The 15,209-nt window shown below is 49.9% G+C and carries 12 protein-coding genes; 7 read left to right on the plus strand and 5 right to left on the minus strand.

The annotated features are described in order from the left end of the window. Nucleotides 1-9 precede the first annotated feature (9 nt). The 5 genes from NGM62_RS04410 to NGM62_RS04430 form a co-directional block, all read right to left on the minus strand. On the minus strand, nt 10-2,304 hold the full coding sequence (locus NGM62_RS04410; RefSeq protein ID WP_262246077.1) for a TonB-dependent receptor: 2,295 nt from the start codon (nt 2,302-2,304) through the stop codon (nt 10-12). 106 nt (nt 2,305-2,410) lie between these two features. Next, a complete protein-coding gene (locus NGM62_RS04415; protein WP_262246078.1) occupies nt 2,411-2,800 on the minus strand; it encodes a hypothetical protein in 390 nt (129 codons plus the stop codon). A gap of 82 nt (nt 2,801-2,882) precedes the next feature. After that, nucleotides 2,883-3,827 carry a homoserine O-succinyltransferase gene (locus tag NGM62_RS04420; RefSeq protein ID WP_262246080.1) on the minus strand — a complete coding sequence of 315 codons (945 nt, stop codon included), beginning with the start codon at nt 3,825-3,827 and terminating at the stop codon, nt 2,883-2,885. Nucleotides 3,828-3,958: 131 nt separating this feature from the next. After that, the gene (locus NGM62_RS04425) at nt 3,959-4,741 is read right to left on the minus strand and encodes a GLPGLI family protein (RefSeq protein ID WP_262246081.1); all 783 of its coding nucleotides are present in this window, start codon (nt 4,739-4,741) and stop codon (nt 3,959-3,961) included. A gap of 5 nt (nt 4,742-4,746) precedes the next feature. Continuing rightward, nucleotides 4,747-7,545 carry an outer membrane beta-barrel family protein gene (locus NGM62_RS04430; protein ID WP_262246082.1) on the minus strand — a complete coding sequence of 933 codons (2,799 nt, stop codon included), beginning with the start codon at nt 7,543-7,545 and terminating at the stop codon, nt 4,747-4,749. Nucleotides 7,546-8,714: 1,169 nt separating this feature from the next. On the opposite strand from NGM62_RS04430, the gene NGM62_RS04435 reads away from it, so the two are divergent. The 7 genes from NGM62_RS04435 to trpB all read left to right on the plus strand — a co-directional run bounded on the left by NGM62_RS04435 (nt 8,715) and on the right by trpB (nt 15,208). Then, nucleotides 8,715-10,088 carry a dipeptidase gene (locus NGM62_RS04435; protein WP_262246083.1) on the plus strand — a complete coding sequence of 458 codons (1,374 nt, stop codon included), beginning with the start codon at nt 8,715-8,717 and terminating at the stop codon, nt 10,086-10,088. 101 nt (nt 10,089-10,189) lie between these two features. Then, nucleotides 10,190-10,855 carry a lysophospholipid acyltransferase family protein gene (locus NGM62_RS04440; RefSeq protein WP_262246086.1) on the plus strand — a complete coding sequence of 222 codons (666 nt, stop codon included), beginning with the start codon at nt 10,190-10,192 and terminating at the stop codon, nt 10,853-10,855. 43 nt (nt 10,856-10,898) lie between these two features. After that, complete coding sequence (locus NGM62_RS04445) at nt 10,899-11,657, plus strand: ABC transporter ATP-binding protein (RefSeq protein WP_262246088.1); 759 nt, start codon at nt 10,899-10,901, stop codon at nt 11,655-11,657. Between the two features lie 220 nt (nt 11,658-11,877). Then, entirely contained in the window at nt 11,878-12,099 is a 222-nt protein-coding gene (locus NGM62_RS04450) for a DUF2795 domain-containing protein (RefSeq protein ID WP_002996718.1), read from the plus strand. 267 nt (nt 12,100-12,366) lie between these two features. Further along, nucleotides 12,367-13,353: an anthranilate phosphoribosyltransferase gene (trpD, locus tag NGM62_RS04455; RefSeq protein WP_262246100.1), complete on the plus strand. Its 987-nt coding sequence runs from the start codon at nt 12,367-12,369 to the stop codon at nt 13,351-13,353. A gap of 51 nt (nt 13,354-13,404) precedes the next feature. Then, complete coding sequence (locus NGM62_RS04460; RefSeq protein WP_262246102.1) at nt 13,405-14,031, plus strand: phosphoribosylanthranilate isomerase; 627 nt, start codon at nt 13,405-13,407, stop codon at nt 14,029-14,031. Further along, nucleotides 14,024-15,208, plus strand: coding sequence for a tryptophan synthase subunit beta (trpB, locus tag NGM62_RS04465; protein ID WP_262246103.1), 1,185 nt, complete (start codon nt 14,024-14,026; stop codon nt 15,206-15,208). The genes NGM62_RS04460 and trpB overlap by 8 nt, the downstream gene beginning before the upstream one ends. Nucleotide 15,209: the final 1 nt, after the last annotated feature.

Here is a 15,209-nt window from a genome sequence, read left to right on the forward strand (position 1 = left end):
TCTGGGCGATTAAAAAATATATTTGACAGCCAAGCCACCGTACCCGTTCCTTGCGGGGGATGGACTGAAGTAGGCCGGCGATCCGCCGCCGTATGCCGCGGCATTCAGGGAAGTGTGTGAACTATAGCGCCTATTCGCAATATTGTCGAGGCCTGCATAAACATCTACCGCGAGATGCCGTAACAGGTTCTTCTTGAAACCTATCTTCGCGTTCAACACGTGATAGGCCGGGTTGTATGCGGTATTCCCATCGTCCAACGGGACACGGTCGTTGAAGAAGTAACTGCCGTAAACGTATATCCCTACCCTGGTTTCGGCATTGAGCCCCGCGCTCACCACCCAGGGTGCGACACCTACGAGGTCATTCCCGTCGTAAACAGCCCGGACCTCGCCGCCACCATCGAGGATTTTGTAATCCTCAAACTTGAAATGGGAATACGTTACCGCTGCATACGGTCTCAGCAGCGTGATTTGCCTATCGCCATCGTTATTGATCAGGAGGTATGAGAGTGCCAATTCGGCACCGTTGTGGCTGGTGCGGCCCGAGTTATTATAAACCGTGATACCTTGCTGAACGGACTGTGCAATCAGCTCCCCCTTCATGTCCATTTTAAACAAGGCCAGATCGTACGCTAAGCGGCTGCGCACTAAATTACCTTTGGCGTTGATTTCATAGTTGATGCCCTTTTCTGCTTGCAGCCGGGTATTGATGGAACCGTCTTCATTTTTTATTTCCGAGCCCGAGGGCGGCGAGAACCCTGAACTGACACTGCCGTGCAGCGAGAGTAGCTCGCCGAAGTGGTGGCTTAGCGCAATGCGGGGGGAGGCTTGCACGTTGAACCGTTTGATGCCGCTCCGCTCAGGGAGCAGGTAATCGTTCACATCGTAGGTAAGGCCATTGAAGCTGATGCCGAGTGCCAGGGTAGTTTTGGATGTGATTGCCGTTTCAGACTGATAGAAAAGGGAGTACAATGTGTTTTTGTAATCCGTGTTCCCATTCATTGCACCTTCTTTGCCACCTTCATTCACATATTGGGCCCCTTTGGTGTTGGCTTGGTTGAACTCTGCACCAACCGTAAATGTAGTTGGAAGCACACTGAAGCCGGGCTCGTACGTAAACCGTGTCCGGCCGCCATAGCTTTGGTAATAGTTCCGGATATATGCATAGGCCAACGGATGGTCCAAATCATAGAAGTAGGTAAAGATACTGGTCGAATTGGATAGCCTATCGTTGAAAAGGTACTGTTGGCCCATACCGATGCGGGTCCAGTTCTGGTATCTTCCGGCTTGCTTTTCCAGGTTACCGGGCGCAGCCTGCCTGGGGTTTTCTTCCACCTGTTGCCTGCTGAGTGCCCCCGGGATCTGGGAGTGCTGGGTGGTTCGGTTCAACAGTACGGTAATGGACCGCTTGTCGGACGGGAAGAACTGGAAGTTGCCCGCGAGGAAGCGCCGCATGTCATTACTATGGTCGCGGTACCCGTCGAACTGCTGCCAGCCATAAGAAACGTAACTATTCATCCGTTCGCCGCCATTACGATAGGTCGTAGCGATACGGCCCAACCCATACGCACCTACCAGCCCGGATACTTCCAAACTTTGCTGGGCGTAGGGTGCGCGTTGCAGCCTGAAGTTGATCACACCTCCTGTGCCGGCGCCGTAGATACTGGAAGCCGGCCCTTTTATGATCTCCACCTGCCCGATGTCGTTTACATCCAGCGCCTCCATCCGCGAGGTGCCGTCGGCCTCGGTAACCGGGATATCGTTTACATAAATCTTTATATTACGGATTCCCCATTGTGCCCTTACACCGTTTCCGCGGATGGAAATACGCGATTCAGAAAGCGTACTCTGATCCATCTTGACACCCGGCACCCCGTTGAGTGCAGGCTGGAGCGACACGCCGTTTCCCTGCTGTATCTGCGCACGGTGGATAACGGCAATGGACCCGGCCGTTTCTTTATTCGTTTTATGGACGCCGAAGGCAGTCACCCGCACTTCATTCAACGAAACCGCATCAGCTTGAAGCTGGATATTGAAGGTCTGGTCCACTACCGCTGGCTGCACCATCTGGGTGCGGTAACCGACCATCGATATGCGGAGCTTTTCATCGGGCCGGTGCGTTCTTAGTTCAAAATAACCCGTCTCATCAGACACTGTCTTTGCCTCGGTGCCGATTGCTTCGATGGTGGCTCCCACCAGCGCTTGGTGCTCTTGGAGGTCATAAACATGTCCTTTAACGGTATATGGCTGCGCATTCAGGTGGAGTGCGGCCACGATAGCAACGATTGCTAGAAAATACTTCATCAATAAATGTCTTTTACAAGGATGTGCATACGTACTATGTACGTACCTTACTATTGAATACGAAATGCAATTACTGCCACTAAAAGTGTGGCACATCAATGAAAGACTAGCCGATGGGCGGCTTGAAAACGAAATGGGGCCGATCTACTGTCGCGGGTTCAGGCAGGACCTGAAACTCTTTTTGCCGATTATCGTAAAAGGTTTGGACCGGCACGGCGTAGGCATTTAGTTTGAAAATGTAAAAGTCGTTGTGGCTCTCCGCTTTCCGCTCGGGGTTCTTCTGCTCCTTCTCCGCTACCTCCTTAAGCTTTTTTGCCATGAGGCATTGGCCATTACAGTGCAGTTCTACAAATGCCTTGTTTTCACATCTTGCTGCATAGCTTGCGGTGTTCAGGTAATAATCGCCTACGATGATCGCCTTACTGAATGACTGCAAGAGTACCATCCCCAACAAAAGGACAGCCCCTATTTTTTTGTATTTAGCAAAGCATGCCATCGCTCGGCGAAGATAGTACTTATACGTTACAATTTAAAGCGCCGCTAACAGATTTTAGGGAAGTTTCCCGCAAGGCGTGTGATTAACTGTGGGGTTTAATCGCACCAAGATGGGCGACTTCGGACAAATCGTATGGGGTTTCCTGATAAACGAAGTAGTTCAACCAGTTATTGAAGAGCAGGTTCGCGTGGCCGGCCCAGCGGACAACGGGTCCGTTTTCCGGGTCGTTTCCGGCATAATAATACTGTGGCATAGCGATCTCGGCTCCTTTTTCCAAATCCCTTACGTATTCCTCGTGGAGGTTCCACGGGGCATATTCCGAATGCCCGGTCAGGTAAAACTCCCGGCCTCCACGTGATGCAGCGATAGCTACCCCGGCCTCTTCCGATCTGGCGAGGATTTCGACTTCCGTTGCTGCCTCCAAATCGTCATCTGCAAGTGTGGTATGGCGGCTATGGGGGATATAAAACTCATCGTCAAAGCCCCTGAACAACGGGTGTCTTTTGTCGAGTGCGGTATGCTTGAAAACGCCGAACAACTTCTTATCCAAAGGCACTTTCCTGATATCGTAAAAATGGTATAGTGCCGCCTGCGACGCCCAACAGATGTAGAGCGTAGAGGTAACATGTGTTCGGGCCCAGTCAAAAATCATCTTCATTTCATCCCAATACGACACGTCGTCAAACGCCAATAGCTCTACCGGCGCACCCGTGATTATCATCCCATCGTAATAATTATCGGACACCTCCTTGAAACCCTTATAAAACAACTCCAGATGTTCCATGGGGGTATTTTTGGGGGTATGGGTGTCTAAACGGAGGAACTCAATCTCTACCTGCAGCGGATTGTTAGACAGCAAGCGGATGAAGTCGGTCTCCGTTGAGATTTTCAGCGGCATCAGGTTGAGGATGATGACGCGCATGGGGCGGATATCCTGTGTGTTTGCCCGAAGGTCGTCCATCACAAAAATATTCTCGCTCTTCAGTTGCGCTATCGCTGGGAGATTATCTGGTATCTTTACTGGCATGCTTTTTTCCTTGCACCTTAATCGAGGTACAAATTTAGACAAATTCTTTGATATTTATCGATTCCCCTGCCGTTGAAAGCGCGCACCTTCAGCGGGAAACAAGGCATGCCTCCGGGAAATGGCAATCCGGATCAGAGGAGCATGGCCTTCAATATGGACTGTGCGTGGTCGCCCCAGTTTTTCAGGCTAGACTCCAGTTGTTCCCTGAGCTCGCGGTAGTTTACCGCCTTGCCCTTGGTGGGGGCTGCTAACTCTTTGGCCGATACCGGACGGTCGTCTACCTTCGTAGCAAAATAGGTCACGTTCTCATGGGGAAGCGCTACCCCCAATATCATACCGGGTAGACCAGTGAATGACTCCGGGCCACCGGAAACTGGAATCTGATCGGTGTAAAAGGCTACTACATAGATCGAATCGAGCACCAATGCATTCGCCCTGCGGCATTCGTAACCTGCTATCTCGCGCGATTCGTTGGTAAAACGCCATTGGATCTGGCGTAAGCTATCGGTAATCAAATAGGTTTCCTCATAGATGCTCTTCTGGCTGGTGCTTTGCTGGGCCAGCAGGTCGCTAACGATAGTGCTGCCTATGTCGATGGAGGGATCACCGCCAAAAAAGCCGCCGGAAGATGCTGCTTGGTTGTCTTGCGGCCAGAATTTTGTCTTGGCGCCATCGAATGCCAAGTTATATTTGAACGTCCTGAACTGGGGGTTTGTACGCTTGTATTGCTCGAATGCCTGTTCCATGAAGCTGCTGCTGCCTACCCGGTTCTGGATCTTGGCATACATGTTTACGCGTTTTTCAAATTCGATTACCCCGCTTTCCACAAACCGGGCGTATTGTGCTTGTGCCGACTGGATACAAAACGCCAATGCAAACAAACAAGCGAATAACTGAAACGTCTTTATCTTCATGTTCTTTAGTTTTGGATGGATGTGCCGCCACCCATTTTGTTAAAGTCCCACGTGAGGGAAAACATCAGGAAACGGGTAATGGTAGTATAGCGATTTTGGGTAATATATGTGCTGCTTGCTGAACGGCTAAAGCCCGTATTCTGTTTGAAAATATCATTAACTCCCACGGAAAACCGGAGTGTCTCATCTTTCAGGAACTTCTTGCTCACGGATGCATCAACGGTAAATCGCTCGAAATCTTCATCGAACGATTGCGTGGCTGCCGTATACATGTAATTACCCTCTGAACTGATCTGGAATTTCCATGGCAGGTAAACGTTGAAAGAATAGCGGCCATTCATTCCCCAACCATTGTTATTCCTGTCGGGCTGAAGCGAAGACTGCCCCAAGTTATAGCTAGGCCCGAAGCTGATATTGAAATCATATTTCTTTTGGATGTATTGGCGCAGGTAAACCGACCCGGAATAGCTTGAGCTCTTGGTTTTGTTCAGTTCACCGTTTGCCAGGTTATAATAAATATTGCCGTTTGTGTTTAACCCAACACCCACGTTGAGATTCCACTTTTTGAGGTTTTTACTGAAATTAGAATAAAAGTAGTAGTTCATCGGTGTCTCATCGCCCAGATTTGCATACTGGAACGTATTACGCCCCACCGAATCGGTATAGGTATTGCTCACAATCGCATTGTTGGTGTTCGAAAAACTACCGGAGAAATAGATGTATTGATTGCCGAGCACTTTAAATGAATTGTACCACACGTTGAATCTATTGGTATATGATGGCTTGAGGTTGGGATTACCGAGAACGATGTTCATCGGGTCGTCGTTTACCAGCACCGGCTGTATCTGGTTTATCGTGGGCTGGGTATTGCTGCCGTTATAGGAAATGTTGAACGACTTCTGTTGCGAAAACCGGTATTGCCAGCGCAGTTGTGGATTGTAGTTGGTGAAACTCCGCTCAAACCGATCGTTGACATATCGGTCGGTCTGGTCGAACTGCACACGGCTTACGCGCGTGCCGAAATTGAGTGTCGATTTCCCTTTTTTGAAATTAAAGATCGCTCCCAATTGGTTGGCCATCTGGTTTAACTTGAAATCATTACTGTATAGCGAATCCAAATCCGTATAGCTCCCGGTGCCGACCGGATTGAACGACTGGCGGAGCGATGTGCCGTTAGTGGCCGAAAGCCGGTAATTCAACACAAGTGAAAGTGTATTGGTGAACGGTTCGGAATACGTGATGTTCGAATTAAACACCGAGTTCCGCGTATCGTTGATCTTCATCTGATCGACCACCAGCAAGCTATCCACTCCGCCTCCATCGTTATAAAACGAGTTTTCGGAATAGAGGAATCCGTTCGCTTTATTCTGGTTGATGGTTTCGTTGAGTTCCCATGAGACGGTGCGCCCGGCCTTCCGCAGCTTTTTCGTCCACAATGCAGACAGGTACACATCCTGCCCGTCGGTCTTATTATTGGTACGGCGTACCGATTCATTGAGTAGCTGCCCTGCTCCATTGGCACCTTCCGATTCATTAAACTCGGTTGTTTCTCCGTTTCTGAGCGCCCCATTGAGCGTTACTTTTAAGTTGGAAGTCGAGTCAAACTGGGCTTCAAAGATGGCTCCGCCGCGTTGACGGAAAATCCGACGGTCGAACGTCTGGTCAGATTCAGTGTTAATGGTCCCCGTGGGCAAGTTGTTCTGGGTTATGGTATTGCCGGTTCCTTTGACTCCCAGCTCACCGATTTTATAGTTCCCGTTGATGGAGTTCTTGCCGTCATTCCATTTATTACTGTAAAAAGCACCGCCATTCCATACAGATGGTATGCCGTGCCCATCGTAACGGCCGCCCCACGATTCGATTTCGTCTTGCCCGCCACTAAAGGAAATCATGATGCCCCCGTCTTCCGTTAACGTTGTATTCCCCGAGGGCGCATACCGGTCGGCATCCTGCCAATCGAGCCCGGTGCGGCCCGTATTTCCCAGAGTACCGAAAGCGGAAAACCGCTGCTTATCATTAAAACGGTTGAACATGGCCTGTCCCTGGTACATGTCATTTGTCCCTACCCCAGCATCCACTTTACCGAAATACCCTTTCTTCTTATCTTCTTTCAGTTTGATATTGATTGTTTTCGAGCGCTCGCCATCGTCCACGCCGGTAAATTCCGCCTGGTCGCTCCGCTTGTCGTACAGCTGCACTTTATCTACCATATCGCCCCGCAGGTTCCGGGTCACCAGCGTAGGGTCATCGCCAAAAAACTCTTCACCATCAACCAGCACCTTATTTACTGTCTGCCCCTGCGCCGTAATCTTGCCATCCTGGTCTACCTGTATACCGGGCAGCTGCTTAAGAAGATCTTCCACCTTGGCGTTGGGCTGTATCGTAAAACTCGCAGCATCATACTCGGTGGTATCGCCACGGATCACGATGGCTTGGCTTCGGTTCACCAATACTTCTTCCAACAACTTAGACCGCAACACAAGCCCTACATGACCAAAATCCATTACCGTAGTAGTGCTATCCAATGTGAAGCGCTCCACATAATCGGCATACTCCGGAAATGTTACGAACACCATGTATTCGCCCGTATCTAGATTACCGAGTTTGAAATCGCCCTGCTCGCCCGAACGGGTGAATCGGTACAGCATCGAATCTTTGGCATGGACTAGTACAATAGACGATTTGGCCAACCTTTGTCCCGAAGCCGTATCTACGACCGTGCCCGTGATAGATCTCCCCTCTTGGGCAGACACTGACAACCAGCAAGCGCAGGCCATAATGAGCGTAACAAGCGATCTTTTCATAGTGGTTTTTATGCTATAATATATAAGGACACCCATTGGTTTCCGACCGACGGCAAATATATAACTAAAAAAATAGTTTTTATGTTTTTCACTATTATTTTAACATTTTTTAGCAAAATATACCGATTGGATAAGTTTGATTTCCGTATTTACCGTAAAACGACGAAAAAATAGTAGACACACAAGCCCTATGTATGTGCACTAAAATGTGACAAAAAGGCCCCGATATCGTTAGGCTGTCATTAGTCTGACGCACTCCGCAGCGAAATGTTACATAACCGGCCAATCTTATCTACGTGATACAAATTTGCCTGTTTTCGGCAAATTAGCTAAGTTTCACCTAGCACACCGTTTTTCTAAGGCAGGTGAGAGATCGCTAACTTCCCTATTTCTGGCAAATTAGCTAAGTTTCACCTAGCATAGCGTTTTTCTAAGGCAGGAGAGAGATAGCTAACTTGCCTATTTCTGGCACATTAGCTAAGTTTCACCTAGCATAGCGTTTTTCTAAGGCAGGAGAGAGATAGCTAACTTGCCTATTTCTGGCAAATTAGCTAAGTTTCACCTAGCACACCGTTTTTCTAAGGCAGGTGAGAGATCGCTAACTTGCCTATTTCTGGCAAATTAGCTAAGTTTCACCTAGCACACCGTTTTTCTAAGGCAGGTGAGAGATCGCTAACTTGCCTATTTCTGGCAAATTAGCTAAGTTTCACCTAGCACACCGTTTTTCTAAGGCAGGTGAGAGATCGCTAACTTGCCTATTTCTGGCAAATTAGCTAAGTTTCACCTAGCACACCGTTTTTCTAAGGCAGGTGAGAGATCGCTAACTTGCCTATTTCTGGCAAATTAGCTAAGTTTCACCTAGCACACCGTTTTTCTAAGGCAGGTGAGAGATCGCTAACTTGCCTATTTCTGGCAAATTAGCTAAGTTTCACCTAGCACACCGTTTTTCTAAGGCAGGTGAGAGATCGCTAACTTGCCTATTTCTGGCAAATTAGCTAAGTTTCACCTAGCATACCGTTTTTCTAAGGCAGGTGAGAGATCGCTAACTTGCCTATTTCTGGCAAATTAGCTAAGTTTCACCTAGCATACCGTTTTTCTAAGGCAGGTGAGAGATCGCTAACTTGCCTATTTCTGGCAAATTAGCTAAGTTTGCGGCAAAGCCTTGAGATATGCAAACAATCAAAAAATATGTAGAAGCGAATACCCAACGTTTCTTGGATGAGTTGGTCGAATTACTCCGTTTTCCGTCGGTAAGTGCCGATCCGAAATATAAAGGTGACGTCCAGAAGGCTGCCGAATACGTTGCCCAAAAACTGCGTGATGCGGGTGCCGACAACGTGGAAATATGTCCTACCGCTGGCCATCCCATCGTGTATGGCGAGAAAATCATTGACCCGGCCAAACCTACCGTCTTGGTGTATGGCCATTATGACGTGCAGCCGCCCGACCCGTTGGAGTTGTGGGAAACGCCGCCCTTTGAGCCCACCATACGCGATGGTAAAATCTTTGCACGCGGTGCATGTGATGACAAAGGGCAGTTCTATATGCATGTCAAAGCTTTCGAATTGATGCAGGCCACGGACACCCTTGCCTGCAACATCAAATTCATGATTGAGGGCGAAGAAGAAGTGGGATCGGATAACCTAGGTATTTTTGTAAAGGCCAACAAACAGCGGTTGGCAGCCGACGTGGTATTAATTTCCGATACGGCGATGATCAGCCTGGAGACGCCTTCGTTGGAAACGGGGCTGCGCGGACTGTCGTACCTCGAAGTAGAGGTAACCGGCCCGAACCGCGACTTGCACTCGGGCGTATACGGCGGTGCGGTAGCCAACCCCATCACCATCCTGGCCAAAATGATTGCTTCCCTGCACGACGAAAACAACCACATCACCATTCCTGGCTTTTACGACGACGTGGTTGAGTTGGATGCAGCTGAACGTGAGGCGCTGAACGCTGCCCCCTTTGACGAATCCGAATACAAATCCGACCTCGGCATCAAAGCCCTTTGGGGTGAAAAAGGATACACAACGATTGAACGTACGGGTATACGGCCAACCCTGGAGCTTAACGGCATCTGGGGTGGTTATATCGGCGAAGGCGCCAAAACCGTACTCCCATCCAAGGCGCAGGCCAAAATCTCCATGCGGCTGGTACCTAACCAGGATTCGGATAAAATCACCAAACTTTTCACCGATCATTTCAAGCGCATTGCGCCGGAATATATATCTGTCAAGGTTACCCCGCACCACGGCGGACAGCCGGCAGTGACACCAACCGACAGCACCGCATACCGTGCGGCAGAGAAGGCCATCGAAGAGGCTTTTGGGAAGAAACCCATACCCACCCGTGGCGGCGGGAGCATCCCGATTGTTTCGCTATTTGAGAATGAGCTCGGACTGAAAACAGTGCTGATGGGGTTCGGGTTGGATAGCGACAACCTGCATTCGCCCAATGAGAAGTACGACATCGCAAACTACCTCAAGGGAATTGAGACCATCCCGCTTTTCCATAAGTACTTTGCGGAGTTGAGCCAACAATAAGAATAGCTACACACGTGAACGGCAGTCTACGTTTGTTGAAAAAAACACACAGATGCCTGTATTTGGCATCTGTTTTATTTTTCTTTGTGCTTTGCTACCCGATGCTCTATGTATGGGCCAAGAATCCCGGGCGTCATTCCCGTCAAATCGCCCGATGCCGCCGCATTATCGGCCGGTTAAGCTCCGTATGCGTAGGGATACGCTACCGGTTTAGCTACGAGAAGCCCATCGATTGGTCAACGCCGTGCATCATCTGTGCCAACCACACCTCAAACCTCGACATTACCGCGATGGTACTGCTCTGCCCTACCGATTTTTCATTCATAGGAAAAATCGAATTGCTCAACAACCCAGTAACCGGCATGTTTTTCCGCACCATCGATATCCCCCTCAACCGAAAGAGCAACATATCAGCTTTCCGGGCGTTCAAACGGGCTGGCGGCGAATTGCAGAAAGGCAGGAGCGTGGTTATCTTCCCCGAGGGGCATATCGGCGAGGAGTTTCCTCCCCACTTGTATGACTTTAAAAACGGCCCATTCAAACTCGCTATCGAAAGGAAAGTACCCATTGTACCGGTCGTCATCCATAACGCATGGAAAATCTTCTGGGATGATGCCAAGCGGTTCGGCAGCAGGCCCGGCACGGTGCTGGTCGACGTGTTTGCTCCGATCGATACCACCGGCCACCGGCCGGAGGACGCCGACCAGTTGCGCGACGAAGTGCATGCGCTCATAAAAAAACACTGGGAGAGACAGGGCGGACTGTAACTTTTCCTATATTAGAGCGTCTTACCACAAAAAGAACGAATATATGTCGCAGCAGCCGCTCATCCAAGTCACCGACATCGGACGTAAGTATGTAATCGGTGCGGAGACCATCCATGCACTTAAATCCGTAACACTCCAGATCAACAAAGGGGAGTTCGTAGCGCTCATGGGCCCGTCAGGATCAGGCAAGTCTACACTGATGAATATCCTAGGCTGTTTGGATACGCCCACTCGGGGGGAATATATCCTCAACGGCATCAATGTGAGCGACATGACCGACGACGAACTTGCTGACGTGAGAAATAAGGAAATCGGGTTCGTATTCCAAACTTTCAACCTATTACCCCGCTCCACATCGCTGGATAATGTGGCCCTCCCCCTTATCTATGCTGGCTACGGCAAGAAAACAAGGAATGAAATGGCACAACGGGCATTGGAAAGTGTGGGATTGGGCAACCGGGTAGATCACAAACCGAATGAGCTCTCGGGTGGCCAGCGCCAACGGGTGGCAGTAGCGCGGGCATTGATCAATAACCCTTCCATCATATTGGCCGATGAACCCACGGGCAACCTGGACACGAAAACCTCCGTGGAAATCATGGGATTGCTGGAAGAAATTCACCACAAAGGCAACACCATAATCCTGGTAACACACGAAGAGGATATCGCCCAGCATGCCCACCGCATTGTACGCATGCGCGATGGACTCATTGAAGACGATCACCCCAATAAAGACATCAGAAGCGTATCGCCCCGGCTGGCTACACTCCGGGAAAAGGGCTCCGATTTCGAGAACATCTAACCGATATCCCCGCTGCATTAGGTCGGCCAATCGATTCAAATGGAAATCACAAGTCCTTTCCGTTAGCCATTTTTATGTAAAAAAGGAGCTTTAACAGAACAATAATAAGCTGATAAACAAACAATTACACCAATACGACAAATTATTGACAAAAAATTTCAAAATCATACTATAAATATTATATTTTTGCGCAAAATTGAAAAGCTTAAATTGAAAGGTTATGTACTGGACACTAGAATTAGCCTCACATTTAGAAGATGCACCCTGGCCGGCAACGAAAGACGAGCTGATTGACTACGCTATCCGTTCTGGCGCACCGGTTGAAGTTATTGAAAACCTGCAAGCCCTGGAGGACGACGGTGAGCCCTATGAAAATATAGAAGAGATTTGGCCAGACTATCCTACCAAGGATGACTTCTTCTTCAACGAAGATGAATACTAAGAGATAGCCGCCCCGCACGATGAGTACGGGGCGGTTTTGTTTTCTCCCCCTTGTTTTAGTACCTAAAAAAAGTTTTCTCCCTTGCATCTTTCAAAACAAAAACCCATATTTGCCTCACAACGGAAATGAACGTTACGAAAGGACATATTACCTGGTGGTGGCATAGCAATTAACGCTGTGGCAACCTCCTATTGTAAGTAATAGTTACTGAACTTTATAGCGGCTTGCCCATCATCGGCAGGCCGTTTTTTATGGATATTAGACGATATGAAAAAAATACTGGCCCACCTTTTCGAATTCAAAACCTTCACGCGGCGTGAGGCGTATGAGATATTGACCAACATCGCCTCGGGGAAGTATAACAACTCCCAAATCGCGGCATTCATGACGGCATACGGCATGCGGAGTATCCGTGTAGAAGAACTGGAAGGCTTCCGTGATGCGATGTACGACCTCTGCCTGCAACTGGAATTCCCAGGTCACAAGCTCATCGATCTATGCGGTACGGGCGGTGATGGCAAAAACACATTCAACATCTCCACATTGGCCTCTTTTGTAGTGGCCGGTGCCGGTTACCACGTAGCCAAGCACGGCAACTACGGTGTGTCATCCGGCTGCGGATCTTCCAACGTGATGGAATTCCTCGGCTACCGGTTCACCAATGATAAAGACACTATCGACCGTCAATTGGAGCAGGCAAACATCTGCTTCCTCCACGCCCCGTTATTCCACCCAGCTATGAAAACCGTAGCACCCATACGCCGCGAATTGGGAGTGAAGACATTTTTCAACATGATTGGCCCGTTGGTAAACCCGGCCAACCCGTACTACCAATCCGTTGGGGTATTCAACTTGGAACTTGCGCGGTTATACGCTTACCTTTACCAGCAAACCGACAAGCAATACACCATTCTCCATGCGCTGGATGGCTACGACGAGGTTTCGCTGACCGGCAATTTCAAGACCATCAGCAACAAAGGCGAACACATCTACAGCATCGATCAACTGGGATTTACACCCATAGCGGCCGAGCGTATACATGGTGGTGAGACCGTAGAGGAGGCAGCCAGGATATTTGCATCGGTACTCAATGGGGAAGGCACCACCGAACAGAACAATGTGGTATTGGCCAATGCAGCCATTGCCATACAGACCATCAACCCCGAAAAGAGTTTTGGTGATTGCTACTACGAGGCAGAAGCGTCGCTGGTGGGGAAGAAAGCCCAAAAAAGTTTTAAAAAATTAATAGCGTAAAACACCGGCAGCACGGGAGGTCGCACGACCTGCACTGCCCGCAATCAGCGAATGAAACCGAAAATAAAAATATGCGGCTTGAAGCACCCCGATAATATCCGGGAAGTGATTGCTTTGGGTCCGGATTACGTAGGTTTCATCTGCTACCCCGGTTCCAAACGGTACATCGGCCGACTGGATGCCGGGTGGGTCGCTAAACTGAACGGGGTGAAGAAGACGGGTGTTTTCGTCAACGCAGCGATCCATGAGGTGAAAGCCGCGATCCAACAATACAATTTCCAGGCAGTGCAACTGCATGGTGCGGAAACGCCGGCATATTGTGCGGAGCTCGCGGATCTCGGCGTGGAAATCATCAAAGCCTTCGGCATCAGTGAGCAGTTCGAGTGGGCAACATTAACGGCCTACGACCCCGTAGCACACCATTACCTTTTTGACACACAAAGCAGCCAATACGGCGGCACGGGCAAGCGTTTCGACTGGAAGCTGCTTGCCGGGTACACGGGCAATAAACATTTTTTCCTGAGCGGCGGTATCAGTGCCAAAAATATCGCAGACGCGCTAAGTATTAACGATAGACGTCTTTATGGATTGGATTTAAACTCCCGGTTCGAGACCGCCCCCGGCGTCAAAGACATTATATTATTGAAAAATACGCTACAGACCATCAGCAATGAGTAAGTATCAAGTAAACGACAATGGTTATTACGGCGATTTCGGTGGAGCCTACATCCCCGAAATGCTGTATCCCAACGTGGAGGAGCTACGGCAGCAGTACCTTGCCATCATCCAAAGTGCAGGCTTCCAAGAGGAATTCGACCAACTATTGCGTGACTACGTGGGGCGGCCATCACCGCTGTACCTCGCCGAGCGCCTGTCAGACCGATATGGCGCCAATGTCTTCTTAAAGCGGGAGGATCTCAACCATACCGGGGCCCATAAAATAAACAATACCATCGGCCAGATCCTCCTTGCCGAACGGCTTGGAAAAAAGCGCATCATTGCCGAAACCGGTGCCGGCCAGCATGGTGTGGCCACCGCCACGGTCTGCGCCCTCAAAGGCCTCCAGTGCGTGGTGTATATGGGCGCGATAGACATCCAGCGGCAAGCTCCCAATGTAGCCCGGATGAAAATGATGGGTGCGGAGGTGGTGGCAGCCACCTCCGGCAGCAAAACACTCAAAGACGCCACCAATGAGGCCATGCGCGACTGGATAAACAATCCGGTAGACACGCACTACATCATTGGGTCAGTGGTTGGGCCGCACCCCTACCCGGATATGGTGGCCCGCTTCCAGTCGGTCATATCGGCCGAAACAAGGAAGCAGCTGCTCGAAAAAACCGGTCGCGAGACACCCGATTATGCCATTGCCTGCGTAGGTGGTGGCAGTAATGCCGCCGGTATGTTCTACCATTTCCTGGACTCGCCCGAGGTGAAACTGGTTGCCGTTGAAGCAGCCGGAAAAGGGGTCGAATCCGGCGAATCGGCGGCAACCACAGTACTCGGCCGCGAGGGCGTACTGCACGGCAGCAGGTCGCTCTTGATGCAGACCGATGATGGGCAGGTGGTAGAACCGTATTCAATCTCGGCCGGACTGGATTACCCGGGCATCGGACCGCTGCATGCTTGGCTGCATAAAACAAAACGGGCAACGTATGCCAGCGCCACAGACGACGATGCCATGCAGGCCGGCCTATTGCTCACCCAGCTGGAAGGCATCATCCCGGCCATAGAAAGTGCCCACGCACTGGCCCAGCTGGAGAAAATGACCTTTGCAGCCAACGACAACGTCGTTGTATGCCTCTCCGGGCGTGGTGATAAAGATTTGGACAATTACATGAAGTATTTTGGATTTTAGA

Origin of the sequence: Parapedobacter soli, from assembly GCF_025460835.1 — a bacterium.
GTDB classification, from domain to species: Bacteria; Bacteroidota; Bacteroidia; order Sphingobacteriales; family Sphingobacteriaceae; genus Parapedobacter; species Parapedobacter soli.

Excerpts from the sequence above, each read along its gene's own strand:
- NGM62_RS04410 (WP_262246077.1), bottom strand. The coding sequence starts at position 2,304 with ATGAAGTATTTTCTAGCAATCGTTGCTATCGTGGCCGCACTCCACCTG.
- NGM62_RS04415 (WP_262246078.1), bottom strand. The coding sequence starts at position 2,800 with ATGGCATGCTTTGCTAAATACAAAAAAATAGGGGCTGTCCTTTTGTTG.
- NGM62_RS04420 (WP_262246080.1), bottom strand. The coding sequence starts at position 3,827 with ATGCCAGTAAAGATACCAGATAATCTCCCAGCGATAGCGCAACTGAAG.
- NGM62_RS04425 (WP_262246081.1), bottom strand. The coding sequence starts at position 4,741 with ATGAAGATAAAGACGTTTCAGTTATTCGCTTGTTTGTTTGCATTGGCG.
- NGM62_RS04430 (WP_262246082.1), bottom strand. The coding sequence starts at position 7,545 with ATGAAAAGATCGCTTGTTACGCTCATTATGGCCTGCGCTTGCTGGTTG.
- NGM62_RS04435 (WP_262246083.1), top strand. The coding sequence starts at position 8,715 with ATGCAAACAATCAAAAAATATGTAGAAGCGAATACCCAACGTTTCTTG.
- NGM62_RS04440 (WP_262246086.1), top strand. The coding sequence starts at position 10,190 with ATGCTCTATGTATGGGCCAAGAATCCCGGGCGTCATTCCCGTCAAATC.
- NGM62_RS04445 (WP_262246088.1), top strand. The coding sequence starts at position 10,899 with ATGTCGCAGCAGCCGCTCATCCAAGTCACCGACATCGGACGTAAGTAT.
- NGM62_RS04450 (WP_002996718.1), top strand. The coding sequence starts at position 11,878 with ATGTACTGGACACTAGAATTAGCCTCACATTTAGAAGATGCACCCTGG.
- trpD (WP_262246100.1), top strand. The coding sequence starts at position 12,367 with ATGAAAAAAATACTGGCCCACCTTTTCGAATTCAAAACCTTCACGCGG.
- NGM62_RS04460 (WP_262246102.1), top strand. The coding sequence starts at position 13,405 with ATGAAACCGAAAATAAAAATATGCGGCTTGAAGCACCCCGATAATATC.
- trpB (WP_262246103.1), top strand. The coding sequence starts at position 14,024 with ATGAGTAAGTATCAAGTAAACGACAATGGTTATTACGGCGATTTCGGT.